This window comes from Psychromonas sp. CNPT3 (genome assembly GCF_000153405.2).
In the GTDB taxonomy this organism is placed as follows: Bacteria; Pseudomonadota; Gammaproteobacteria; order Enterobacterales; family Psychromonadaceae; genus Psychromonas.
Genome location: NC_020802.1, coordinates 852,868 through 876,854 on the forward strand (window position 1 = coordinate 852,868; position 23,987 = coordinate 876,854).

At 38.0% G+C, this 23,987-nt stretch carries 23 protein-coding genes and 1 other RNA gene; 18 read left to right on the forward strand and 6 right to left on the reverse strand.

The genetic code is table 11. The features are described from left to right. Positions 1-20: 20 nt before the first annotated feature. Positions 21-347: a stress response translation initiation inhibitor YciH gene (gene yciH / locus PCNPT3_RS03740; protein ID WP_015464537.1), complete on the reverse strand. Its 327-nt coding sequence runs from the start codon at positions 345-347 to the stop codon at positions 21-23. 177 nt (positions 348-524) lie between these two features. Between yciH and PCNPT3_RS03745 the strand changes: the two genes are divergently transcribed. The 12 genes from PCNPT3_RS03745 to PCNPT3_RS03800 all read left to right on the forward strand — a co-directional run bounded on the left by PCNPT3_RS03745 (position 525) and on the right by PCNPT3_RS03800 (position 12,735). Further along, a complete protein-coding gene (locus PCNPT3_RS03745) occupies positions 525-755 on the forward strand; it encodes a FeoA family protein (RefSeq protein ID WP_015464538.1) in 231 nt (76 codons plus the stop codon). After that, complete coding sequence (feoB, locus tag PCNPT3_RS03750; RefSeq protein WP_015464539.1) at positions 752-3,025, forward strand: Fe(2+) transporter permease subunit FeoB; 2,274 nt, start codon at positions 752-754, stop codon at positions 3,023-3,025. Before PCNPT3_RS03745 ends, feoB begins: the two co-directional genes overlap by 4 nt. Then, positions 3,022-3,252, forward strand: a complete 231-nt coding sequence (locus tag PCNPT3_RS03755; protein WP_015464540.1) for a FeoC-like transcriptional regulator — start codon at positions 3,022-3,024, stop codon at positions 3,250-3,252. The genes feoB and PCNPT3_RS03755 overlap by 4 nt, the downstream gene beginning before the upstream one ends. Positions 3,253-3,350: 98 nt before the next feature. Next, a complete protein-coding gene (locus PCNPT3_RS03760) occupies positions 3,351-4,469 on the forward strand; it encodes a bifunctional tRNA (adenosine(37)-C2)-methyltransferase TrmG/ribosomal RNA large subunit methyltransferase RlmN (RefSeq protein WP_015464541.1) in 1,119 nt (372 codons plus the stop codon). Positions 4,470-4,597: 128 nt separating this feature from the next. Next, entirely contained in the window at positions 4,598-5,377 is a 780-nt protein-coding gene (gene pilW, locus PCNPT3_RS03765) for a type IV pilus biogenesis/stability protein PilW (RefSeq protein WP_015464542.1), read from the forward strand. Between the two features lie 14 nt (positions 5,378-5,391). Then, positions 5,392-6,294 carry a RodZ domain-containing protein gene (locus PCNPT3_RS03770; RefSeq protein WP_015464543.1) on the forward strand — a complete coding sequence of 301 codons (903 nt, stop codon included), beginning with the start codon at positions 5,392-5,394 and terminating at the stop codon, positions 6,292-6,294. 48 nt (positions 6,295-6,342) lie between these two features. Further along, positions 6,343-7,452, forward strand: coding sequence for a flavodoxin-dependent (E)-4-hydroxy-3-methylbut-2-enyl-diphosphate synthase (gene ispG, locus PCNPT3_RS03775; RefSeq protein WP_015464544.1), 1,110 nt, complete (start codon positions 6,343-6,345; stop codon positions 7,450-7,452). A gap of 91 nt (positions 7,453-7,543) precedes the next feature. Beyond that, a complete protein-coding gene (hisS, locus tag PCNPT3_RS03780) occupies positions 7,544-8,815 on the forward strand; it encodes a histidine--tRNA ligase (protein ID WP_015464545.1) in 1,272 nt (423 codons plus the stop codon). Positions 8,816-8,841: 26 nt separating this feature from the next. Further along, a complete protein-coding gene (locus tag PCNPT3_RS03785) occupies positions 8,842-9,516 on the forward strand; it encodes a YfgM family protein (protein ID WP_015464546.1) in 675 nt (224 codons plus the stop codon). An 11-nt stretch (positions 9,517-9,527) separates the two neighbouring features. Further along, a complete protein-coding gene (gene bamB / locus PCNPT3_RS03790) occupies positions 9,528-10,727 on the forward strand; it encodes an outer membrane protein assembly factor BamB (protein WP_015464547.1) in 1,200 nt (399 codons plus the stop codon). A gap of 76 nt (positions 10,728-10,803) precedes the next feature. Further along, a complete protein-coding gene (gene der / locus PCNPT3_RS03795) occupies positions 10,804-12,270 on the forward strand; it encodes a ribosome biogenesis GTPase Der (RefSeq protein ID WP_015464548.1) in 1,467 nt (488 codons plus the stop codon). 240 nt (positions 12,271-12,510) lie between these two features. Continuing rightward, positions 12,511-12,735, forward strand: a complete 225-nt coding sequence (locus tag PCNPT3_RS03800; RefSeq protein ID WP_015464549.1) for a zinc ribbon domain-containing protein — start codon at positions 12,511-12,513, stop codon at positions 12,733-12,735. A gap of 36 nt (positions 12,736-12,771) precedes the next feature. On the opposite strand, the gene PCNPT3_RS03805 is transcribed toward PCNPT3_RS03800, so the two are convergent. From PCNPT3_RS03805 to PCNPT3_RS03820, 4 genes are read right to left on the reverse strand one after another with little or no spacing between them, the layout of a single operon-like run. Beyond that, on the reverse strand, positions 12,772-13,359 hold the full coding sequence (locus tag PCNPT3_RS03805) for a BON domain-containing protein (protein WP_015464550.1): 588 nt from the start codon (positions 13,357-13,359) through the stop codon (positions 12,772-12,774). A gap of 4 nt (positions 13,360-13,363) precedes the next feature. Continuing rightward, the gene (locus PCNPT3_RS03810) at positions 13,364-13,951 is read right to left on the reverse strand and encodes an SIS domain-containing protein (protein ID WP_041771392.1); all 588 of its coding nucleotides are present in this window, start codon (positions 13,949-13,951) and stop codon (positions 13,364-13,366) included. Between the two features lie 17 nt (positions 13,952-13,968). Then, positions 13,969-14,337: a YraN family protein gene (locus PCNPT3_RS03815; protein WP_015464552.1), complete on the reverse strand. Its 369-nt coding sequence runs from the start codon at positions 14,335-14,337 to the stop codon at positions 13,969-13,971. Then, positions 14,306-16,237, reverse strand: a complete 1,932-nt coding sequence (locus PCNPT3_RS03820; RefSeq protein WP_015464553.1) for a penicillin-binding protein activator — start codon at positions 16,235-16,237, stop codon at positions 14,306-14,308. Before PCNPT3_RS03820 ends, PCNPT3_RS03815 begins: the two co-directional genes overlap by 32 nt. 119 nt (positions 16,238-16,356) lie before the next feature. On the opposite strand from PCNPT3_RS03820, the gene rsmI reads away from it, so the two are divergent. The 3 genes from rsmI (at position 16,357) to PCNPT3_RS03830 (ending at position 18,293) form a co-directional block, all read left to right on the forward strand. Continuing rightward, entirely contained in the window at positions 16,357-17,217 is an 861-nt protein-coding gene (gene rsmI / locus PCNPT3_RS03825) for a 16S rRNA (cytidine(1402)-2'-O)-methyltransferase (protein WP_015464554.1), read from the forward strand. Positions 17,218-17,253: 36 nt separating this feature from the next. Then, positions 17,254-17,614, forward strand: an RNA gene (rnpB, locus tag PCNPT3_RS13635) — RNase P RNA component class A. Positions 17,615-18,020: 406 nt separating this feature from the next. Continuing rightward, positions 18,021-18,293, forward strand: coding sequence for a hypothetical protein (locus PCNPT3_RS03830; protein ID WP_015464555.1), 273 nt, complete (start codon positions 18,021-18,023; stop codon positions 18,291-18,293). Between the two features lie 129 nt (positions 18,294-18,422). On the opposite strand, the gene PCNPT3_RS03835 is transcribed toward PCNPT3_RS03830, so the two are convergent. After that, a complete protein-coding gene (locus tag PCNPT3_RS03835; protein ID WP_015464556.1) occupies positions 18,423-20,396 on the reverse strand; it encodes a transglycosylase SLT domain-containing protein in 1,974 nt (657 codons plus the stop codon). A gap of 1,013 nt (positions 20,397-21,409) precedes the next feature. On the opposite strand from PCNPT3_RS03835, the gene PCNPT3_RS03840 reads away from it, so the two are divergent. The 3 genes from PCNPT3_RS03840 (at position 21,410) to PCNPT3_RS03850 (ending at position 23,677) form a co-directional block, all read left to right on the forward strand. After that, positions 21,410-22,141 carry an SIMPL domain-containing protein gene (locus PCNPT3_RS03840; protein WP_015464557.1) on the forward strand — a complete coding sequence of 244 codons (732 nt, stop codon included), beginning with the start codon at positions 21,410-21,412 and terminating at the stop codon, positions 22,139-22,141. A gap of 142 nt (positions 22,142-22,283) precedes the next feature. After that, complete coding sequence (locus PCNPT3_RS03845) at positions 22,284-22,601, forward strand: DUF805 domain-containing protein (RefSeq protein WP_015464558.1); 318 nt, start codon at positions 22,284-22,286, stop codon at positions 22,599-22,601. A 59-nt stretch (positions 22,602-22,660) separates the two neighbouring features. Then, entirely contained in the window at positions 22,661-23,677 is a 1,017-nt protein-coding gene (locus tag PCNPT3_RS03850) for a lipoate--protein ligase (protein WP_015464559.1), read from the forward strand. The last annotated feature ends 310 nt before the right edge of the window (positions 23,678-23,987 follow it).

Here is a 23,987-nt window from a genome sequence, read left to right on the forward strand (position 1 = left end):
TGCTCCGTCACATGATCCATTTACCCCCCCGAAAACTTCACTTTATAACCTTTCTTCTCGAGTATTTGTTTTATTAATTCACGATCGTTACCTTGAATCTCAATCACAAAGTCTTTAATGGCGCCACCTGTTGCGGTGCGTTTTTTTATCTCTTTGGCGAGAGACTTTAACGATTTTTCATCGAGTTGTAAGCCTTTTATTAAAATCACACCTTTACCTTTTCGGCCTTTAGTTTCTCGGTGTAAACGAATAATACCATCACTTTTAGGGGGAGATTTTTCTTCTTTGGTTGGCTCTATTTTACCTATGTCAGTAGAGTAAACGAGATTTAGATCATTAAAGTCCATAGCATATTCCTTATTAATTTCTTTTTCAGCTTAACATAATTAAGGACTGTCACGGAAAAACCATGCGCTACAATGTATTTTAAGCTAGTATGGTTGTGAATGGTAATTATTAACAACCGTGTCGATTAAAGAGATAAGTAGAGAGATGGGTGATAGTCAAATACTCGGGAGTAATGCATGTTTTTATCGGATTTAAAAGTAGGCGATTCAGCTTATATTATTAATATGTCAAATATGGACGTTGCAATACGCAAGAAATTACTTAATTTAGGTTTTTTACCTAATGCAAAAGTTGATCTTCTCTGCGTTGCTCCTTTGGGCGACCCCTTGGCGGTTGTTTGTGCAAATAATCGTATCGCTCTGCGAAAATCCTTAGCCCAGTTTATTCTCGTTAAGGCTGAAAAATGAACCTGACTATTGCAACCATAGGTAATCCTAATTCGGGTAAAACAACACTCTTTAATGCCTTGACTGGATCTCATCAGCGCGTGGGTAATTGGAGTGGTGTTACCGTTGATAAAAAAACAGGTACTTTTAAGTTACATAATGGACAAGTTGTTACCTTGATTGATCTTCCCGGAATTTATAATTTAGATCAGGATGCGTTGGGGGGCTCTATTGATGAGCGTATCGCGTTTGATTATGTCATGCAAAATATGCCAGATATCATTATTAATGTTATTGATGCAAGTTGTTTAGAGCGTAGTTTGTATCTGACCTTACAGCTTCGTGAGTTAGGTTTGCCAGTGGTTGCCGTGTTAAATAAACTCGATGTGGCGAAAAAGAAAAAGTTATGCATTGATACGAAACGTCTTGCAAGAGAGTTAGGTTGCCCATTATTTATGCTCAGTGCGCATGATAAAGTGGGGGTGTCTAACTTAATTAAGGAGCTACAAAGTGTGCACCTGCAATTAGAAAAACGGGTTGCATTACGCCTTAATTATGGTGATGAGCTAGAAGGGGTTATTAGTGCGTTAGAAAAGCAGTTTGACCCGAGTACATTAGGTCTGCGTGCGTTAGCTATTAAAGTTTTAGAAAAAGATAGCTCGCTTAATCGCTACTTTACAAAAGATAAACAAAGGCGAGTAACAGAGCTTCTTTTTGATATTAAGGTCGATGTGGACTTACAAATCGCTGAAACGCGTTATAGTTTTATTTATCAAATAACGCAGAAATCTGTGCGTATTGAAGGCCATTTAGGACGGTCTATCACAGAAAAAATAGATGCATTCACGTTGCATAAATATATTGGCATTCCTTTTTTCCTTTTGGTGATGTATCTGATGTTTATGTTCTCAATCAATATAGGCAGTGCTTTTATTGATTTTTTTGATCTGTTTTCTGGGGCTGTTTTTGTAGATGGCTTTGCGCTTATATTAGGCGCGATGTCAGTGCCTGATTGGCTTATCAATATACTGGCATTCGGTATGGGAAATGGGATACAAACGGTGCTTACGTTTATTCCTGTGATTGCGTGTTTATATCTTTTTTTATCCATTTTAGAAAGCTCAGGTTATTTAGCTCGGGCAGCCTTTGTTATTGACCGATTTATGCAATGGCTTGGTTTGCCCGGTAAATCTTTTGTGCCGATGATCATCGGCTTTGGGTGCACTGTGCCGGCCGTGATGGCCGCTCGCACCTTAGAAAAAGAGCGGGAACGGCTATTAACGGTGGTGATGTCTCCTTTTATGTCATGTGGGGCTCGCTTACCTGTCTATGCTTTATTTGCCAGTGCCTTTTTTCCTGATAATGGACAAAACATTGTTTTTCTTTTGTATTTTATCGGTATTAGCGTCGCAGTATTAACGGGGTTTGTATTAAGCCGTACTGTTTTACCCGGTAAAAGTGAAAATATGTTTTTAGAATTACCTGATTATGAATTTCCAACGCTTAAAAGTACATTGATTAAAACGTGGCATAAATTAAAAGGTTTTTTATTGGGGGCTGGGAAAATCATTGTGTTGGTGGTGACATTATTAAATGTACTTAACTCTATTGGTTTAGATGGCAGTTTTGGCCACCAAGACAGCCAAGATTCAGTGTTGAGTCAAGGCGCAAAGTGGGTGACGCCTATCTTATCTCCCTTGGGCGTTAAAGCGGATAATTGGCCTGCGACAGTCGGTATTATTACCGGTCTTTTTGCTAAAGAGGCGGTGGTTGGCACTTTAAACAATCTTTATAGTACGCCATCAATACCTGAGGAAACGTCATTTTCATTATTAGATAAATTTAATGAGGCTTTGCAAACTATCCCTGAGAACTTGTTTGGTATAAGCATGGGTGATCCTTTGGGGTTAAATGTCGGTGATATTGCTAATTTAGATATTGCAGCTACTGAGCAAGGTGTCGATTTGAGTATTTATAAAAACATTCAAAAAGCGTTTGTTAGTCAGGAGGCCGCCTTTGCTTATCTCTTATTTATTTTATTATATGCACCCTGTGCCGCCGCTATGGGGGCAATTGTGCGAGAAGTTGGTGGGACGTGGGCTAAATTTATTGCACTGTGGACAACCTTAAGTGCGTATATTGTTGCCACGCTTTATTATCAGATAGCGACTTTTATGCAACAACCTAAAATAAGTGTTATTTATATTACACTGTCGATTTTTATTATGTTCAGCGTTTTATTTTTATTAAAGCGTCGCGGTAATGTATTGCAACAAAAGGTGCATTTATGATTTTAGAGTCGATAAAACAATATGTGCAACAACGAGAGCGGGTGAGTGAAGCGTGTTTATTAACTCATTTTCATTTAAGCGCGCAAGGACTAGCCCCTATGATGCAAGTTTTGCTACAACGCGGGAAATTGTATAAAACAATACATCTCCAAGGTGATGCGGGTATACAGACTATTTTTTATGATTATTCGCCTAAAAAACAAATCCCTATCATCACTACGCTATAATGGTAAAAGACTTTCTTTAAAGAGGAGGTCTTTTTGCCTAGCTATCTTCGTTTATCCTTTGTACAATCCTTTTTTTGGATTTTGTTGTATGGGGCCCCATGAGTATTAAAAAAGTAAACCTACTAAATTTAAACCGCGAAGGTTTACGTGCATTTTTTGTTGATATGGGTGAAAAAGCCTTTCGTGCAGAGCAAGTAATGAAGTGGATCTATCATTACGGTTGTGACGATTTTTCAGAAATGAGTAATATTAATAAAAAACTGCGTGAAAAATTAACGTTATGTGCAGAAATTGTGGCACCTGAAGTGCGCGTTGAACAACGTAGTAAAGATGGTACGATTAAATGGGTGATGAAGGTTGGCGATCAAGATATCGAAACCGTTTATATCCCTGAAAAAGACAGAGCAACATTATGTGTGTCATCGCAAGTGGGTTGCGCGTTAGCATGTAATTTTTGCTCTACAGCGCAGCAAGGTTTTAATCGAAACTTAACGGTGTCTGAAATTATTGGTCAAGTTTGGCGTGCGGCAAAAATTGTAGGCGTCATGGGCGAGAGTGGTAAGAGACCTATCACTAATGTCGTTATGATGGGTATGGGTGAGCCCTTACTAAACTTAAATAACGTAATACCTGCGATGGAGCTTATGCTTGATGATTTTGGTTATGCTTTATCAAAACGTCGCGTCACTATCTCAACTTCGGGTGTGGTTCCCGCGTTAGATATTTTAGGAGATCGCATCGATGTGGCTTTAGCTATATCACTGCACGCCTCAAATGATGAATTACGTTCGCAAATGATGCCTATTAATGATAAATATAACATTGCAGATTTTTTAGCAGGTGTTAAGCGTTATATAGCAAAATCAAAAGCAAACAGAGGTAAGGTTACCATTGAATATCTCTTGCTAGATCACTTTAATGACTCGACAGATCAAGCGCATGAATTGGCTATCTTATTGAAAGATACGCCGTGTAAAATAAATCTTATTCCTTTTAATCCTTTCCCGGATAACAGTTACAAGAAACCGAGTAACAGCCGAGTGGATCGTTTTAATAAAGTTTTAATGGAATATGGCTACACTGTTATTGTCCGTAAAACACGAGGCGATGATATTGATGCTGCGTGTGGTCAACTTGTGGGAGATGTGATAGATCGAACTAAACGCACCATGAGAAAACGACAAATGGGTGAAAACATAGCAATTTCAGAATGTTAAAAATAAAATAATCTGTTTTTTTTAGATCTATATTGGATTACAATAAAAAAACAATGAAAAATTATTTGATTTCGTTCAATATGGTTAATCTACTTTTGTTATAAGTATTAAATTTTTTTAGGGACTTTATGCGTTTTATATTAGCCATCCTCATATCTACAACTTTACTTTTAGGTTGTGTATCTGGAGATGTGACTGTTGTAACTAAAAATACAGGTGCTGGTGCAGTGATGCGCTTTGATCCTGTTGGCGCTGCAAGAACGCGCGTTAAATTAGCTTTGCTTTATTTGCGTCAAGAGAACATGCAATTAGCCAAAGAAAATTTAGATAAGGCCTTAAAATACCAACCCGAGGATGCCAGCGTTAATCGGGTTTTTGCTTATTACTATCAAAAGGTGAACGAAAGTGATCTTGCAGAGTTTTATTATAAGAAAGCCTTGTTATTAGAGCGTGATAATGCGGATACTTATAATAATTACGGGGCGTTTTTATGCAGAGATGGGCGTTATGACGCTGCTGATCAAGCCTTTATAAAGGCAATCGAACAGTCCGCGTATAATGCGGTGGCAAATACGTATGAAAATGCGGGAATGTGCGCTGAAAAATCAGGGAAGATAAGTAAAGCATTACATTATTATCAATCTGCATTATCTCACGGGCCCCAAAAGGTTTATCTTAACCTGGCATTAGCACGGTTATATATAAATCAAAAATCGTATGAAGATGCATATGTAAGTCTTCTTCGTTATGACAAAATAAAAAAAGCATCAGCAGAAAGTTTATGGTTGTGGGTTCGTTTAAGCGCTGCTGAAAATAAAAAAGCAAGTTTTGATAAATACTCGCAAGCGTTAGTGCTTCAATTTCCAGATTCACAACAAGCATTAAAATATTTAAATCATGATTATTAATGGTGGCGGTAAAAATGAGCAGTGATAAACAGAATTTACCTCTTGGACAAGCGTTACAAAATGCACGGATGCAGCGTGAGTTTTCTGTTCAAGATGTCGTTGAAAAACTTAATATACATAAAAACATTATAGAAAACATTGAATTCTCTGTGGAAAAAATCCTCGAAGAAAAAAAGTGTTCACCTATTTATTTACGTGGATATTTAGTCAACTTTGCAAGGCTAGTGGGATTAGATGATCTTGACACGTTTGAAGAGTTTACTTCGTTAAGTGCGCTACGCAAAGAAAAAAAAGTACTTGCTAAACCCAGTCTGTTTACCCCCGCTCTTAATAAAAGTCAGCATACGGGGGCAATTTTTAGTACCTTGGTTATTATGTTGTTAGGTGCATTAATTGTGAATTATTGGCAACAAATATATGATTTTTCTAAATTTGATATAAATATAAATAATAGCGTTGAGCTAGATGAACAAGCTCGAGAGATCCATAATATGGCGATCACTATTCCTGTTGATAACATAGAGGATGAAAGTGTAGTGCCTTCTCAAGCGGATGAAAAATCTTTAGTCAAAGAAAGTGCACCAATACAAAAAACAGAACAAAGTCTTAAAAGTGAGGTCAGTGTCAAGGTAGCCAACAAAGAAACCCCCAAAGATATTGTAGAAAACAAGCCTCTTTTAGTTTCTATGTCGTTAACTTATTCTGCAGACTGTTGGACTGAGATCAAAGATGCTAAAAATAAACGCGTGGCATTTGGCTTATATAAAAGAGGGAGAGTGCTAACGTTACAAGGCGAGCCCCCTTTTCAGTTAAAATTAGGCGATCCGAGTGTTGTTGAAATACAATACCAAAACGAGATCCTTAAAAACAATTTTGAGTCTGGAAAAAGCGCAGTATTTGTATTACCAATGACTTGATATTTTTGGCTCTCTATCATAACAATTAAATATAAAGAGTAATTAAGAATGAGCCATACCTCCACTATTGTGCGCCGCCTGTCAAAAAAGATCATGGTCGGTAATGTTGCTGTCGGTGGTGATGCACCGATAAGTGTGCAATCAATGACTAATACATTAACCACCGATGTTGATGCAACCGTTGCACAAATCCAACGTTTAGAAGCGGTGGGCGCAGATCTTGTTCGTATCTCTATACCTACAATGAATGCCGCTGAAGCTTTTAAAGAAATAAAAAAACGTACTTCTTTACCTTTAATTGCTGATATTCATTTTGATTATCGTATCGCCCTCAAAGTAGCGGAATATGGCGTAGACTGTTTACGTATTAACCCCGGAAACATTGGTAATGAACAACGCATTCGCAGTGTCGTTGATTGTGCCCGTCATTATAATATCCCCATTCGCATAGGTGTTAACGGCGGATCATTAGAAACCGATATTCAAGAAAAATATGGAGAGCCTACCGCTGCCGCTTTAGTGGAATCTGCAATGCGTCATGTGGATATTTTACAGCGTCTTAATTTTGATGAATTTAAAGTCAGTGTAAAGGCATCTGATGCACTATTGGCTGTTGAGTCTTATCAATTGCTGGCCAAAGAAATCCAACAACCCTTGCATTTAGGCATTACCGAAGCCGGTGGACTGCGCAGTGGTAGTGTTAAATCTGCTGTGGGCATGGGCCTGTTACTTGCGCAAGGCATTGGTGATACGTTACGCGTATCGTTAGCTGCTGACCCCGTTGAAGAAATCAAAGTTGGCTTTGATATTTTAAAATCACTGCGTATTCGTAGCCGAGGCATTAATTTTATTGCTTGCCCTACTTGCTCTCGCCAAGAGTTTGATGTTATTGCGACCGTGAATGAGCTAGAAAAGCGTTTAGAAGATGTGATCATGCCGATGGATGTTTCTATTATTGGCTGCGTTGTTAACGGTCCTGGTGAAGCTTTAATATCGGACATCGGCATTACCGGTGGACGCAATAAAAGTGGATTCTACGAAGATGGCAAGCGTCAAAGAGACCGTTTTGATAATGATAAGGTCATTGACCAATTAGAAGCTAAAATTCGTGCACGCATAAGTCGCACAGATCCTAAAAATTTGATTATAAAAGTTTAATTTTATTGAAAAGCCCGTTATGTTTACATCAATGAGGCTTTTTCGTTATAATCTTTGTTTATTTTTTTACTAACTGCATTGAGAAATTATCGTGGCAAAGAAGATCCAAGCTATACGAGGAATGAATGATACTCTTCCTGATCAAACCCCTGTTTGGCAAAAATTAGAATCACTATTACGACAAGTAGTAAGCAGTTATGGTTATTCTGAAATTCGGATGCCACTGGTAGAAAGTACGGCTTTATTTAAACGTTCAATTGGTGAAGTGACTGATATCGTTGAAAAAGAGATGTATACCTTTGATGATAACGGTGACAGTTTAACGCTTCGCCCTGAAGGCACTGCATCTTGTGTTCGCGCAGGCAATGAACATGGTTTATTGTACAATCAAGAACGTCGCCTATGGTACACCGGCCCGATGTTTCGTCATGAACGCCCACAAAAAGGTCGCTATCGTCAATTTCACCAATTTGGTGTAGAAACCTTTGGTATGGCAAGTGCCGATATCGACGCGGAAGTTATTTTACTTTCAGCGCGATTATGGAAAGCGCTCGGCATTAATGAGCATGTTGAATTACAAATTAATTCATTAGGATCAAATGTTGCACGTGCGGCTTACAAAGAAGTCTTAGTTGCATTTTTAGAGAAGCATGAAGACCAATTAGACGAAGACAGTAAACGCCGTATGAAAACCAATCCTATGCGCGTTTTAGACAGTAAAAATCCGCAAGTACAGGCTCTTCTTGTCGATGCGCCTAAATTATCTGAACATTTAGATGATGAATCAGTTGAGCATTTTAAACAGCTACAAAAATATTTAGATGCTGCCGGCATTAAATATGTTATCAATGAACGTCTTGTCCGTGGCCTTGATTACTATAACCGTACTGTTTTTGAATGGGTAACATCAAGCTTGGGCGCACAAGGAACAATTTGTGCCGGTGGTCGTTATGATGGTTTAGTAGAACAATTAGGGGGTAAATCGACGCCAGCTGTCGGCTTTGCGATGGGCCTTGAACGTATTGTTTTAATGTTAAATGAACTTGAACTCAATAAAGATATCGCATCAGATGTTGATATTTATAGTGTGTTAGTGGGCGAAAACACAGATCTTGCTGGATTTAAAATGGCAGAAATAATTCGCACTGAATTACCACACCTTAAAATGATGCATCATTGTGGCGCGGGTAACTTTAAAAAACAGATGAAACGTGCAGATAAAAGTGGCGCACGATTAGCGTTGATCATTGCAGAAGATGAATTACAAGGTAACAGCGTCACAATAAAAGACTTATCAGGTAAAATAGATCAACAAACAGTTGATATGGATAGCTTACTTACTGTATTACCTACTTATTTTTAATAAAACAAATTAATTGAGGACTACTCGTGGTTGATATTATCGAAGGTTATGAAACAGAAGAACAGCAAGTTGATGCCATCAAAGGATGGTGGAAAAAAAATGGTAATACTTTTATTATTACAGCCTTAGTTGTTTTAGCTTCATTGTGGGGATGGCGTTTTTATCATTCTTCGGCGGCAACTTCTCAAGAGGAAGTGTCACAAGAATATACAGATATGATGATCAAGTTTACCGCACAAGGTTCAAATAAAGATTTTACTGTAATTGAGAAATTTATCAGTGCCAACAGTGGTAATAATTATGCGCTGTTAGCAAGCCTTTCTTTAGTCAAAGAAGCGGTACTACAAAAAGACTTTAATTTAGCTAAAACACAATTAAAACAATTACAAGTCAGCGATTATTCTGAGTCATTAAATCCAGTGATCAATTTACGTTTGGCGCGCGTAGAAGCGCAACTAAAAGAATATGATCATGCTCTTGAAACATTAGCGTTGATCTCTGAAAAAAGTTTTATGGCACAAGTTGAGCAAGCACGAGGATCTGTTTACTTATTACAAAATGATTTAGAAAACGCACGTCTTGCTTTTAAACGTGGCATTGAAGCAAGCCAAGGGCGAATCGATCCTTTGTTACAGTTACAATTTAATGATCTAACGCTTGAACAAGCAGATAGTGTATCCGCACCTGTTCTTGATAAATAGGACAGAAATAAATGAAGCAACGCATAAATAAACTCGTTTGTATGGGACTTGGCGCTCTGTTACTGAGTGGGTGCTCTGTTTTTTCAGGTGATGAAGATGTCGTTAAAATGGCGGAGCTTCCTATTTTTGAGGCGAGCTATCAACCTAAGATCGCTTGGGAAGACAGTGTGGGATCGGGTATTGATAAGTATTACTCACAATTGCAACCGGTTGCGGATGAAGACTTTGTTTACGTGGCATCTCGCGATGGCCGAGTAAAAGCGTTTGCTGCGCAAAGTGGAAAATCACTTTGGTCAGTCAATTTTGCAAAGCATGAAAGTAATAAACTCAATCGCTCAGCGCGCTTTTCTGGTGGCATAAGCCTTGCCGGAGATATGCTGTTGATTGGCACTGAAAATGCGCAAGTTTTTGCCTTAGATAAATATACGGGTGACTTGTTGTGGCTTGCTAAAGTCCGTGGTGAGGTGATAGCCCAACCCGTTTATGCATCAGGGATCGTGATAATACATACGAGTCGAGGTGATTTGACGGCGTTAGACAGTGTTACAGGTGAAGAGCTTTGGACATTAACAAATAAGCTACCTAAGCTAACATTGCGAGGCAGTGCAACGCCGGTAATAGCGCAAGGTGGTATAGTTTATGGACGTGCCGATGGGTTTATTGCAACAACCTTGCTTAAAAATGGTCAACCACTTTGGCAACTTCCTGTCGCTCGACCTTTTGGTGCAACGGAATTAGATCGTATCGTTGATGTGGATATGGCGCCAATTGTACATAATGGTATTATTTATATATTAGCTTATAACGGTAATCTATTAGCGATTGATTTACTTAAAGGTCAGCAACTTTGGTCAAAAGAATATTCTGGATATAATGCGTTAGCGTTATCTGGAAAAACATTATTTCTTACCGACCAGCGCGGTTATATTTTTGCTGTCGATAGTGACAGTGGTGAGCAACTATGGGTTAATAAGCAATTAACTTACCGTAATTTAACGGGAGTGAGTATTGCTAACCAATATATTGTGGTTGGTGATGCACAAGGTTATCTACATTGGTTAAATAGAGAAGATGGGCACTTTGTTGCACAACAACTCATTGATTCAGATGGCCTATATAGCGCACCGTATGAAACAAATAATTATCTGTATTTACAGACGCGTAGTGGTAAAATAGTGGCAATCGAAAAGCCGTTGTTTAATAAGAATTAGTAATATCGTGCTTAGCACGTATAATAGCCCTTCGCCTTTTTTGTCGAGGGGCTTTTTTGTATAGGATTATGTAAATATGTTACCAGTGATAGCCTTAGTGGGGCGCCCAAATGTGGGTAAATCAACACTATTTAACCGTTTAACACGCACAAGAGATGCTCTTGTTGCTGATTTTCCTGGTTTAACGCGCGATCGTAAATACGGTCAAGCAAAGCTTGATGAAGATGAATTTATTGTTATCGATACGGGTGGTATCACCGGTGATGAAGAGGGTATTGACTCTTTAATGGCTGGCCAATCATTACTTGCTATTGATGAAGCGGATGCCGTGCTATTTATGGTCGACGCGCGTGTTGGTCTAATGGTGGCAGATCAAGCCATTGCAGATCATTTGCGCAAGCAAGAGAAAAAAGTATTTATAGTGGCAAATAAAACTGATGGCATTGATGCTGACAGTGCTTGTGCTGAATTTTATGCCCTTGGATTGGGAGAGGTTTACCACATTGCGGCTGCACACGGCAAAGGTGTGCGTAAAATGATTGATACCGCTTTAGATGGCTTTTTTGACCATTCTGAAGATCTTGATGACGCTGAGTTTGATCTTGATCCTGAACTTATTGAAGATGATGAAGAAAAACTGTTAAGAGAGCAACAGCGTTTAGCTGACTTGCCGATTAAACTTGCCATTATTGGTAAACCTAATGTGGGTAAATCGACACTGATCAACCGTATTTTAGGTGAAGAGCGTGTGGTTGTTTTCGATCAACCCGGCACTACACGTGACAGTATTTATATTCCGATGAGCCGAGACGATCGTGAGTATATTTTAATTGATACTGCGGGCGTACGTAAGCGTAAAAAAGTGAATGAAACGGTTGAGAAGTTTTCAGTCATTAAAACATTGAAAGCGATTGAAGATGCGAATGTTGTCTTATTAGTGATTGATGCACGTGACGGTATTGCAGAGCAAGATCTTTGTTTATTAGGTTACACGTTAAATTCAGGTCGCTCATTGGTGATTGCCGTTAATAAATGGGATGGCATGACCGATTACGATAAAGAGCGTGTAAAAACGGAGTTAGATCGTCGTTTAGGCTTTATCGATTTTGCTAAAATTCATTTTATCTCAGCATTGCACGGCACAGGTGTTGGGCATTTATATGAGTCTGTTGAAGAAGCTTATGACTCGTCAACTAAGCGTATTTCAACCTCTATGTTGACGCGTATTATGACGATGGCTGTAGATGATCATAATCCACCAATGGTACAAAGTCGCCGCGTAAAATTACGTTATGCACATGCCGGCGGTTACAATCCACCATTGATTGTTATCCATGGTAATCAGGTTAAAAAATTACCTGATTCATACAAACGTTATTTAATGAATTACTTCCGTCGTTCATTGCGTATTATGGGCACACCAATTCGTATTGAATTTCGTGAAGGTACTAACCCATTTGAAGGGCGTCGTAATAAGCTAACGCCAAATCAAATGCATAAGCGTAAGCGTATGATGAAGTTCCACAATAAGAAGAAAAAATAAATTTATTTTCTTCTTAGTAAATCAAGTGTCACTGATTAGGTGATACTTTTATGGCATTTAATAGAGCAAATATCAGCGCTTTATTAGGTGCTTTTTTTATGTGTAGATTTTATTTAAGCAGCCCAAGTTATCGACCATTACATTCGAGTATTACTCGATTTTATTTATCAATGATGGGAGGTGTTTAAAAGGTGTTTTTTTAGCGTAAAGCGCCCTTAGGGCACAAATAAGGAGCATTAGATGCAATTAGATTGTCCGCGATGCAAGCAACCCGTTATACGCACAGGGCCGTTAGAGCGCCAGTGTCAGTATTGCCAAGTTAATTTTAAACTGCAGATTGACTGCCAAGATTGTGGCGATGAGTTAGAGCGCCTTCAAGCTTGTGGCGCCGTTAATTTTTGGTGTCATAAGTGTAATGAGTTGAAGAGTAAAAAAACGGCGATTTATCATTTGTTAGAAGTATAAAATAAGGACTCTGTTAGAGTCCTTATTTATATCAGATTAATCTTTTTTTTCATCAGAAAGTTGAAATACACGATTTACTTTTTTTACGCCGTCGACATTACGTGCAATATTGGTGGCATATTTTGCCATCTTGCTATCAATTTTTGCAATTAAGAAAACTTCACTATTTTCGGTGATCACTTTAATTTTTAATGGGTTCACTCGCTCGTCGCTGGTGAACTGACTTTTAACTTTTGTGGTGATCCAAGAATCTTTACTTTGCTGCGAAAAATCAATGGGGCGTTGGATACGAAGTTGATTATATACCTCTTTTATACCATCAATTTTCGCAAGACTCTTTGAAATATTATCTTTTGTCTGCGCGTCATTTACTTGGCCCAGTACTAATAAATAACCGCTGTTGGTAATTAAATTAATGCGTAAATCATCACGAGCAATGTTTAATTGGTTGATAGTATCGAGCGCATCACTTGAAATTTTCCCGTCATCGAACTGCTCTGTGACACTGCGTTCATCACTGCTGATATAGGCTGCTGTTCCGGCTGCGATGATAAGTCCTCCTGCACAACCTTGTAATACGAATGCTAGAAATACAGAAGATAAAATTTTAAAATATATTTTCATGTGTTTATTCTACTTTTAAGAAAAGTTGTTGATCAATGAGATCACTTAAACAGTTTATCACCAGAAGGTGGATCTCTTCAATACGGGAGCCTTTATCACTTGGGGCACGTATTTCGATATCATCAGAGCCTAATAGACCTGCAAGTTCACCGCCATCAACACCATTTAAAACGACGAGTTGAATGGATTTGCTGAGCGCAGTTTCAACAGCGCGGATCATATTTCGGCTATTGCCTCCATGGCTGATTGCCAGCAGGATATCGCCACTTTGGGCAATCGCAGAAAGCTGTTTTGCATAAATCTCATCAAAATGACTGTCTGTTGAGATAGCAGAAATCAAGACTGAATCAGCGGTGATAGCAATGGCAGGTAAAGCGGGGCGATCCGTTTCATATTTGTTAAGCAGATGAGCGACAAATATTTGTGCTAGTGCAGCCGCGCCTCCATTACCACAAACAAGTATTTTATTGCCGCGTAGCAACGCTTCACTGAGTGCTCTTGCTGCTTTTTCTATGGCTTCGGGTAAGGCTTCTGCAGCCACTATTTTAGTTTGAATGCTCTCTGCAAAATGAGCTTGTATGGTTTTATTTATCATTGAATTATTTCATCTTATGCTTGAAAAGCGCCTTGGATCCATTGTGGTGAGGTGGCGCTATCATCAATAGCAACAGCATCAAAGCGACAATCGTATTCATTTTGTTGCTTTGCCAAAAAAAAGGCTGCGGTTGCAATTATTTTACGCTGTTTTGACGGGCTTATCGAGGCTAATGCACCTCCAAATGCATTATTTTTTCTATAACGTACTTCAATAAAGACTAACGTTTGTTTATCGCGCATGATCAAGTCTATTTCGCCATAGCTGCAATAGTAATTTCGATAAAGAAGCACTAAGCCTTGCTCTTGTAAATAGAGTAAGGCTTGTTGCTCTGCTTTATTGCCTTTAGCGTTACTTGGCTGTCGTCGGCGCAGGTACGTCAAACATTACCCCATTTTCAAATTTAGCCCAAGAGAGCTTCGCATGTACTAAATTATGTTTAGTGACTGAAAGCTTACCGATAGCACCATTATAAGTCGCTTTAGGATCATGTTGTAAAAATACCAGTTGGTTGATGAGTTGGTAGCTATCAAAACCTAATGCATAAAGGCGTAGTGTACTAAAAGATTTGTTTTTCCACTCTTTTTGTATCGCATTTAAGCGTTTCTGATTTTGGGCTAATAAAAAGGGTGAATCAGAGAATATTAACTGAGATAGCTCTTTATTTTGCTTGCTACGATCTAAACTATTACTGCGAGAGCTTGCGTACAGTGGAATTGTTTTAGCAAAAGGGCTAACCGATACATCAATAAAAGGTTTTAATAAAATAAGCTCATCACGTTTACTAATAATATAAATAGCATCAATATCTCGGCGACTGCGCACTTCTGTTTCTAAAGGCAGAAGAGTGATCGCCTGCATTTGTAAAATGCGGCGTTTACTGGCTTTATTTTGTAATACGCTGTCTACAAAGGTGCCTAATTGACGTTTGCTCGTAAAATAATGACGCTCTATCGGTTTTTTTTCTGCAGGGTGTAGGCTTTCCCAGCGCTGACTAAACGCCAAACTAACTCGCTCACCATAAGATCCTTTTGGTGCAATGACTAACGGATGTTTATGCTGTTGATAGGTAATAAGCTCTGCTGCTTGTTTCGCTTCTTCTTCAGGAGAAAGAGGGAAAGCATAATGCCACTGCACATCATCTAATGCGTTAATATCATCTTCAGAGCTCAATGCATTAAGCGCTAGCGTAGGTATATCTTCAATTAAAGGTAATAGTGTTTGTATATTTTCTTTTAGCAGAGGGCCCACCACAAAATCAATATTATCAAGGCGAAGTTGTGCTTCAATTTCTTGCATGTTTTGAGTCTGGCTATCATAGAAGAATATGTTTTCACTCATTGCTTCATTAAACGTGTTATTACTTTTTTGTTGTTGTATTTGCTTGTAATAAGCATCTAAAAAACCGGTTTGCAGTGCATTACCAGGTAATTCAAAACGACCTGAAAGGGGCAATATTACGCCTATTCTTTTAGGAGTATAAGGACTTAACATATCGATATTGACTAACTGAGAGGGAATAATGTCAGAGGCCGGATGAGCAGGATATTGAGTTTGCCAAGCATTTACTTTACGCAGTAACTGATTAGGGCGTAATTGATAACTTTGATAAATCTGAGCTAATTCGTACCAAGCTTGCTGCGTAGTCTCGGTTGTTGTATTGCTACTTTTTTGTATTAGCAGGGCTAAAGTATCAGGAGACAATAAAGCAAGTTGGTTGAGTAGACTGTCGTGCTGTTTTTGTAGCTCGTCATCGTCCGCGTCTCTTAATAGTGGCAGTAACTGGAATATATTTTCAGATGCCTCTAAGTGCGCTTCTGCTGTGATATTTAAATCAATTTGTAAATGATAAAAATGTATTAAAGCAAGCGGAGACAAAATTGCTTTATTAATTTGATTGAGTGCCTTTTGCGCATTGTCGAAATCTTTTTCTGCATAAAATTTATCTGCCATTAAAAGGGTAAAATGGGCATTTTGAGACAGTGTTAAAGGTGCATCTAAAGGTATTTTTTGTAAGTGCTCAATGAGTGACTGAGCCAGTATTAATTTATGCTCACTTATCAATGCTTGTAATGTGACGAGTTGCCACGGTGTACGCGCCTCATCATTAGCAACTTTAGTTTGCTCAAGATAATAAGTCGCATTGTTTTCTAATTGAGAAAAAAGTGCTGGAGGGGTGTTTTCTCGCATTGAAAGCGAGGTGCTACATGCACTTAATAGCAGAAAACTTAATGCTACAGTTAACAGTTTATAATTAGTTTTTTTAAACGTAAAAAAATTCAAAATATTATCCTTTGATAGGCCTCAAAATAAGCAAGTTAATTTGGCGGTAGGTAACCCTAGCTCTATAGTGTAATATTGTGGCTTCAGTTAAACAATATTATTTTATTAAGGCGACCCTAATGTCTGAAAGTAGTCAGATTTTATCATCATTTCCAGCAAAACTTTATATCATTGCGACACCGATAGGAAATATTAGTGATATTACTTATCGCGCGATTGAAACTTTGCGGTTGGTGGATATTATTGCAGCTGAAGATACCCGTCATAGTGGTAAATTATTACATCATTATCAAATAAAAAAACCGATGTTTGCGTTACACGATCACAATGAGCGCGATCGCGCCAAAGTATTGATAGAAAAAATCAAAGGAGGCCTTGCCATCGCGCTTATTTCTGATGCAGGCACGCCTTTAATCAGCGATCCCGGTTATCATTTAGTGAATGAGTGTCGCGCTGCTGGTGTTGATGTTGTCCCTATTCCGGGGCCATCTGCTGTGATCACTGCGTTAAGTAGTGCCGGCCTTGCAACAGACCGATTTACCTTTGAAGGTTTTTTGCCAGCGAAAGAAAAAGGCAAACAAGATAAATTAAAAGCGTTGATCGAAGAAAAACGTACCATGGTATTTTATGAGTCACCACGACGTATTATGGATACGGTTAAACAGATCATCTTGATCTTTGGTGGCGAACGTAAATTGGTGATAGCCCGCGAATTAACTAAAACATTTGAATCTTTTTATAGTTTTCCCGCATCAGAAATGTTGACTTGGCTAGAGCAAGACACCAATCATTGTCGCGGTGAGTTTGTGTTAATGGTAGCAGGGGCAAGTTTACAAGAGGATAGGATCCCTGAAGATGCCTTAAATACATTACGTTTGTTAAAAGATCAGCTTCCGTTAAAAAAAGCGGCTGCTTTAACAGCACAAATCCATCAGCAAAAGAAAAATGACCTTTATAAATGGGGATTAGAGAATTTATAACTGTCATCGCTAAAAAGAGTGCGTTATAATTACTGCGGAGTTGGCTAGATCGTCGCCGCTTTATTGCTATTTATAGTTTATAGAGGGGAGGAAAGTCCGGGCTTCATAGGGCAGGGTGCCAGGTAACGCCTGGGTAGCGCAAGCTAACGACAAGTGCAGCAGAGAGAAGACCGCCTGCAAATTTATTTGTCGGTAAGGGTGAAAGGGTGCGGTAAGAGCGCACCGGCTAATGGGTGATCATTAGTGCAGGGTAAACTCCACCTGAAGCAAAACCAAATAGGCTTCCTGAGGTATGGCCCATACTGGAAGCGGGTAGGTTGCTTGAGCCGTCGAGTGATTGGCGGCCTAGAGGAATGACGATCCACGACAGAACCCGGCTTATCGGCCGACTCCAACCATTTTAAAACCCATCAACAATTTATTGTTGATGGGTTTTTTCATTTTCAGCCGAAAATAAAGCCTTTCCTTAGTCATATGATTTCTCAACTCGTATTAAAATAGATTTTTTGTTTACTTAAACCCGAGTGAATTTTAAGGTAAAAAATTAAGACATTATTTTCAAATAGATCCCTATTTTTGTTTGAACTCTCAAATTTTAAATAAACCCATACTAAAAAAGCGGAGATACTGACAGGCATTAATGGGCCGTGATATTATTTTGTCTTGTGAGATCTTCTACTTGTGAGCGTGGGGATATAAAAAAGGATTTGTTGATATTGCTAAGATAGTTATATTCATACAGGGGAAAATAAGAAGTTCTTTGTTTTAAGTTGTTTTGATGCGGCCTTAAGAAGGAAAATAGAATGTTATTTATATTAATATTGATGGTTATTATCTTTTTTGCTATTCATAATTTAGCGGGAAAAAAACGTTTAAAAGATTTGCAGATGCTAAAAGCAAAAGTAGAAAAATCCAGAGAATGCCCTGATTGTTCTGAAAAAGTTCAAATAAATGCAAAAGTGTGTCGATATTGCCATGCAAAATTAGCGCCTCTGTCTGTTGCTGAGTTAGAGTGCATCCAAACTGCTTATTTAAAAAAATTGGATCGTTTAGACGAAGATGAAATAATGAGTTAAATTAAAATGGCACTCGCACTGTTTTTTTATTAAATACCTTTATTAAAAGTACATTAAAAACGAAAAGGGAATAAGCATTGTTAATGCTTATTCCCTTTTCTTTAATCGCAACGATATATCAATCGAAGGCTAATACTTAGTATGATATTCATTTTTAGTTATAAACTGTCCTTTAAGGCCTAATAGATCACGATAATAGCGTTCAAACATGAGAACATTTTGCACATAGCCTCGTGTCTCTTTAAAAGGGATCGTTTCAATAAAGGCATATACATCTAATGTTCCATTACTTCTTTCTCGCCAACGCTTAACTCTATTGGGGCCTGCATTGTAGCCAATAAAAGCAAAGATCCGATTGTCGTTATATTCGGTTAGTAATCCTTTAAGATAATTTGTCCCTATATTCATATTGGTTGATAGATCAAAAAGACTGTCAGAGCCTTGATAGTTAAACCCCATTTTTTTGGCCGTATATTTAGCCGTTGCAGGCATAATTTGCATTAATCCTCGTGCGCCAACGGGAGAGTTTGCCAGTGGAGAGAATGCACTTTCTTGACGAGATAAAGCCATCATGGTGATTTTACTTACGTTGAATTTTTTACTGTATAAATCAAAAGAGTCTTGGTAAGCAATGGGTAACCTTAAGCTAATATACTCCCATAGGCGGCCTTTTATAGTCGCTAAAATTGCAAAATGAGACCATTTTTGTAAGCTTGCATATTTTGCAAGCTCAAGTGCTTGCGTCGAATTGCTTTGGGTGAGAATAAATTGCCATTCTCGTTTTGCATCACTGTCATTATTTAATTTTAATAATTCATGAATACGCAATAGTGCTTTTTTAAATTTAACGGGCTCTGCAGGGGGCGTATCTGCAACTGAAACGGGATATTTAATATTTTCATTTAAACGCTCAGCTGCCGCAATACTGTAAAAATCTCGGCTACCTAATAAAGCATGTAAGCGATTATTCGCAGCCGTTACTCGTTGAGTTTTAAGCTCAACACGTGCCAACCAATACTGCCAGCGAGTACTGAGTTGATTTTTAGGTTGTAACTTGTCTATCCATTGTTCTACGCGTGGCCAATCAGACTGACCAATAGCAAGACGGATCCTAAATTCGAGTAAGGATTTAGAGTGGCTCTTTGCTATCATTTTGTCTCGCCAATCGATAAGTTCTTTATTTTTAGTTGAAAAAAGTCTAAAGGAGGCAAAATCCGCTAATAGTTGGCGCTGCGTTGCATTTAAGTCTTGGCCCGTAACGACTTGTTGATATTGTTGCACGGCTAACGCAATATCTTTTCTCACTAAGCGTTTAAACGTCGCTATGACGATGCGTTTATTAAGGGGAGTGATAGCATTAATTTCAGCGTAATTACCTACATCGTTGGAATTTTTATGCAACGCTAGCATTTTATCTGCTGTTTTTTGGCTACTTTGATATTTTAATGTTTTGTTTAATATTTTTAAGAGTCGACCATTACCTTTTTCATACGTTAATGACATTCTTTCTAATATTTGAGTGTCAGTCTTGCCTCCAGCTTGCTCCCAGGAATCAAACAACGGATCACACGCCGAATGTACAGAGGCACCCTTGAGCCAAAGTTTATTTGCACCTTGCCATGCTTTGCGCCAATCACCTGCAGATAATGTCGCTTGATAATAGTAACAACGTAATTTTTCACTGTAAGGCTCATTAGGGAAGTAAGTCAAAAACTCAGTCCATTTCTCGTTTTCTCCTAAATAGCTTAAATATTTATAAGGTAATGATCGAATAAAGGGTAATGAAGCATAGTGCTTTGAAAAGTCACTGATCTCTTTGGGGTTTTTATTCTGCAATTGTAAGAGTAAAGACTGATGATCTAAGTAAGGTGCTAATGCGTAATTGCCCACTTTATTTCTATACTGTGCATATTCATCAAAATTGCCTAATGACAGCATTTTTTTTGCATTTTGATAATTTTCACGTTGTTTTTCTATCGAAGATAAATCTTGTTCATTAATGGGTATTATCTGCCGTGCGCTAAGGGATGTAGATATGAATAAGGACAGGAAAATGAGCGTGACATGAGCGCTAATGGAGGTTGAATATTTCAGTGCTTTCATATTAAAGGAGCCTTTTTATAAACATGTATATTTGTGTGCGAGCAGCACTTTGTATTGAACAAAATAGAATGCATTACACAGAGGCGTAGGTTATAGGCTTCCTTTTCCTTTTTATTACGCGATATTTAGTCTGTTATTAATTTTATTTAGCGTTTCGAATGTAACTAATATGTCGCTCCTCACAGCAAAGGTTAAATGAGATCATAGACACTGTATATGATGAACAAGTGTGCGCCCAGTATTCTTTGACTTTTTAAATTAAGTACTCGTAAAATAAGCCTTTTTTTAGTTTATTGTTCTTTTATTACGTTATTGTAGGCGTATTGTTTTATAAAAGGTAATTTAAAGTCAAATTAAAGACTTTTATGAGATGTTTGTCATTGTCACTTCGCAAAAAAATACAGCTTTATACGCTACTTGATACACGATAAAAAGTTTACTCATCCGCCGGTAGTAGATTGCGCACAAGCAGTAGATTAGTACTAGGAACAATAGGCATCCCCACAAAAATGTATTTGTAAAATATCGTAAGGCAAACGTTATTTTTAATCGTACAAAAAGAAGGTAAAGCGGTTGACTTTAAATCATTGGCGAAACAATTAAATGTCATAGTTTACGTTTTTCATGCGAATAAAATTCAAACACATATATATTCACATAAGCAGGCTCTGTTTCTATTTTAGATGTTATCAATACGAGTAAATGGCTTGTTGAGTTAATGACTGCGCAGTATTTTTTGATGGTGACTCCTTACAATGCAACCTGAAAATGGAGAAATAAACATTAGATATCCCAGGGTCAGAAATAAAAAGACTATTGGTGCAATATCCCCGTGATTTTAATCTTTTGTCTTTATAAATATTCTTAATGAATGTAGAGATAAATGAAAGCTTGATCAAACGGGCTATCACCTCTCTTTGTTAATGAGGCTCAGAAGCGTACACTGCATTAAAGGCCTGTAGTCGGCTGTTATATTAAAGCACGCTTGCGTGTGTTATGGGGCGGAGAAAGAGATGGGAAAACAAAAATCAAACAATTTAGAGCTATTAATAAGTGCGGGATTACTTGCTGGCGGCTTAAGTCTGGCTGGCTATTTTATCAGTCAAACATTATATAATTCACGTATCGCTATTAATACAGCTGAAGTGAGGGGGCTTGCTGAACGTAAGGTTGAAGCTGATCAAGCTTATTGGTCAATCGCGTATACGGTATCGGGTACCGATAAAAAAGAGATCCCTGCGCTCTATAAAAAATCAGAACAAGATAAAGATAAAATAATCACCTTATTATTAAAAAGTGGTTTTAGTGCAGAAGAGATCCTTCCGGGGGTGGTTAATTATATAAAAGATGAGTTTAGAGATGCAAATGGCAAATTGGTTGAAGAAAAGTATGTGCTAGAGGGGATTATAGAGGTCAGTACCGATAAAGTACGCTTACTTGCAGTGGTTCGTTCAAAACTAAATCAGCTAATAGCGCAAGGGCTAGACCTTCAAAATAGAGCGCCCAGTTATTACTTTACCAAACTCAATAGCATCAAACCTGCCATGTTAAAAGAAGCCACTCAAAATGCACGTTTAGCAGCCAATGAATTTGCCATTAATGCAGGCGTAAAGGTAGGGGGGATCAGGCGTGCGCAACAAGGTAACTTTGTCATTCGCGACGCAGGACAAAACTATGGTGACACGCAAAAAATCGAAAAAGATATCAGAGTCGTGACGCGGGTAACTTTCTTTTTGACCGATTAACATTGTGTCTGTGTATTTTTCTAGTAAGGAGATAACACAGGTGAAACATGGTCTGTATTGTGATATATATATGACTTTTATGAAATTAAAACGGTGCGTTTTTGTTGGCGTATCTTGTTTTTACTACCAAGGATAAGGAAAAATGAACCATTTTATTAATGCTTTTAAGCAATATTCTGATTTTAAAGGCCGTACACCCAGAAAAGAGTATTGGATGTTTGTTCTTATTTATTTAGTGATAAATGTCTCGTTAGCTTTTTTAAATATTACGATTTTATCTGTTATTGCTAGCGTGGTTATCTTTTTACCCAGCATTAGTATTGCAACTCGGCGCTTGCATGATACTGGGCGCTCTGGCTGGTGGCAATTATTGTGTTTTATTCCCATTATTGGTTTGATTATTCTCTTGGTACTTTTAGCGCAAAAAACGAAAGAAGATGTCTTTGTGGTGTCAATTTAATCTTGCTAGGTAGTTAAGTCGTTTTTTTTTATTCTCTCTTTTAAGTGCATAGGATTGTTATGTCTAGTATTCGAATTTTGATTTCTACCAGTACAGAGCCTTGTTTTAATTTGGCGGTAGAAGATCTGATCTTTCGCTCAATGTCTGTTGATAAGCGTATTCTTTTTTTATGGCGTAATGCTGATAGTGTGATCATTGGCCGAGCGCAAAATCCTTGGAAAGAGTGTAACACCTTAAAGATGCAACGTGATGGCATAACCTTAGCACGCAGACAAACAGGAGGAGGGGCAGTCTTTCATGATCTAGGGAATACTAATTTCACCTTCATGGCGAGTAAGCCTGAGTATAATAAAAGTATTTCTACAAAGATCGTTCTTGATGCGTTACTTAGCTTAGGCATTAAGGCTAAATCAAGTGGCCGTAATGATTTTGTTATTGAAGATCATGAGGGAGAAAAAAAGTTTTCAGGATCCGCTTATCGGGAAGCGAAAGATCGAGGTTTTCATCATGGGACCTTATTATTAAATGCAAATTTAAGCCGTTTAGCAGATTATTTAAACCCCGATCCTAAAAAATTAAAAGCCAAAGGTATAAGCTCAGTGCGTGCTAGGGTGACTAATTTAAGTGAGATCACCCCTAGCATTGATCATGAAAAGGTCTGTGATGCCATTATTGATGCTTTTTGTGATTATTATGGAGAGCGTACCGAAGTTCAATATGTTTCGGCGCAAACGTTTTTAACGGAGGAGGGGTTTAAGGAAAAGTTTGAGCATCAAAGTAGTTGGCAATGGAATTTTGGTCAGGCTCCTGAATTTATGTATACGTTAGATGAACGTTTTACATGGGGAGGCGTTGAATTACACTTAAATGTGCAAAAGGGATGTATTGTTGAAGCTAAAATGTTTACTGATAGTTTAGATCCTGCACCATTAGAGATGCTTTCTAGGTTGATTTTAGATAAAACATTTAATACGCAGACGTTTACACAAGCTATTGATAAGGTTACTGCACAGTTTCCTGAACGCCGCGTTGATCTCACTGAATTACAAAAATGGTTAATAGAAGTGATCACTTAAACTACTATCAGAGGCTGTGCAGAGAAAACATTTTTAAGTGACATGTGTATACGCAGAGGGAAGTTTTTTATTGTGCGTGTACGCAGCATTCATCTTCGTGTTAGAATAGATATTATTATTTGGTTAAATACCCAAAGAACTAAAAAGTGATCAGTCTTGTTTGTTTAAATTATCCCAACCTGCGTTGTAAGTTTTGAAGTGAGAATAACTATCTCCTGCAACTCTCGTCTTGTTAGTACTAATTTTTCCTGCGTAATATACGATCACTTAATTAATTGCAGAGGTATGAGTTACCTTTTTTATTTATTTT

What these genes read in the sequence shown, in the direction of transcription:
- yciH (WP_015464537.1), bottom strand. Translation starts at nt 347, where the DNA reads ATGGACTTTAATGATCTAAATCTCGTTTACTCTACTGACATAGGTAAA.
- PCNPT3_RS03745 (WP_015464538.1), top strand. Translation starts at nt 525, where the DNA reads ATGTTTTTATCGGATTTAAAAGTAGGCGATTCAGCTTATATTATTAAT.
- feoB (WP_015464539.1), top strand. Translation starts at nt 752, where the DNA reads ATGAACCTGACTATTGCAACCATAGGTAATCCTAATTCGGGTAAAACA.
- PCNPT3_RS03755 (WP_015464540.1), top strand. Translation starts at nt 3,022, where the DNA reads ATGATTTTAGAGTCGATAAAACAATATGTGCAACAACGAGAGCGGGTG.
- PCNPT3_RS03760 (WP_015464541.1), top strand. Translation starts at nt 3,351, where the DNA reads ATGAGTATTAAAAAAGTAAACCTACTAAATTTAAACCGCGAAGGTTTA.
- pilW (WP_015464542.1), top strand. Translation starts at nt 4,598, where the DNA reads ATGCGTTTTATATTAGCCATCCTCATATCTACAACTTTACTTTTAGGT.
- PCNPT3_RS03770 (WP_015464543.1), top strand. Translation starts at nt 5,392, where the DNA reads ATGAGCAGTGATAAACAGAATTTACCTCTTGGACAAGCGTTACAAAAT.
- ispG (WP_015464544.1), top strand. Translation starts at nt 6,343, where the DNA reads ATGAGCCATACCTCCACTATTGTGCGCCGCCTGTCAAAAAAGATCATG.
- bamB (WP_015464547.1), top strand. Translation starts at nt 9,528, where the DNA reads ATGAAGCAACGCATAAATAAACTCGTTTGTATGGGACTTGGCGCTCTG.
- der (WP_015464548.1), top strand. Translation starts at nt 10,804, where the DNA reads ATGTTACCAGTGATAGCCTTAGTGGGGCGCCCAAATGTGGGTAAATCA.
- PCNPT3_RS03800 (WP_015464549.1), top strand. Translation starts at nt 12,511, where the DNA reads ATGCAATTAGATTGTCCGCGATGCAAGCAACCCGTTATACGCACAGGG.
- PCNPT3_RS03805 (WP_015464550.1), bottom strand. Translation starts at nt 13,359, where the DNA reads ATGAAAATATATTTTAAAATTTTATCTTCTGTATTTCTAGCATTCGTA.
- rsmI (WP_015464554.1), top strand. Translation starts at nt 16,357, where the DNA reads ATGTCTGAAAGTAGTCAGATTTTATCATCATTTCCAGCAAAACTTTAT.
- PCNPT3_RS03830 (WP_015464555.1), top strand. Translation starts at nt 18,021, where the DNA reads ATGTTATTTATATTAATATTGATGGTTATTATCTTTTTTGCTATTCAT.
- PCNPT3_RS03835 (WP_015464556.1), bottom strand. Translation starts at nt 20,396, where the DNA reads ATGAAAGCACTGAAATATTCAACCTCCATTAGCGCTCATGTCACGCTC.
- PCNPT3_RS03840 (WP_015464557.1), top strand. Translation starts at nt 21,410, where the DNA reads ATGGGAAAACAAAAATCAAACAATTTAGAGCTATTAATAAGTGCGGGA.
- PCNPT3_RS03845 (WP_015464558.1), top strand. Translation starts at nt 22,284, where the DNA reads ATGAACCATTTTATTAATGCTTTTAAGCAATATTCTGATTTTAAAGGC.
- PCNPT3_RS03850 (WP_015464559.1), top strand. Translation starts at nt 22,661, where the DNA reads ATGTCTAGTATTCGAATTTTGATTTCTACCAGTACAGAGCCTTGTTTT.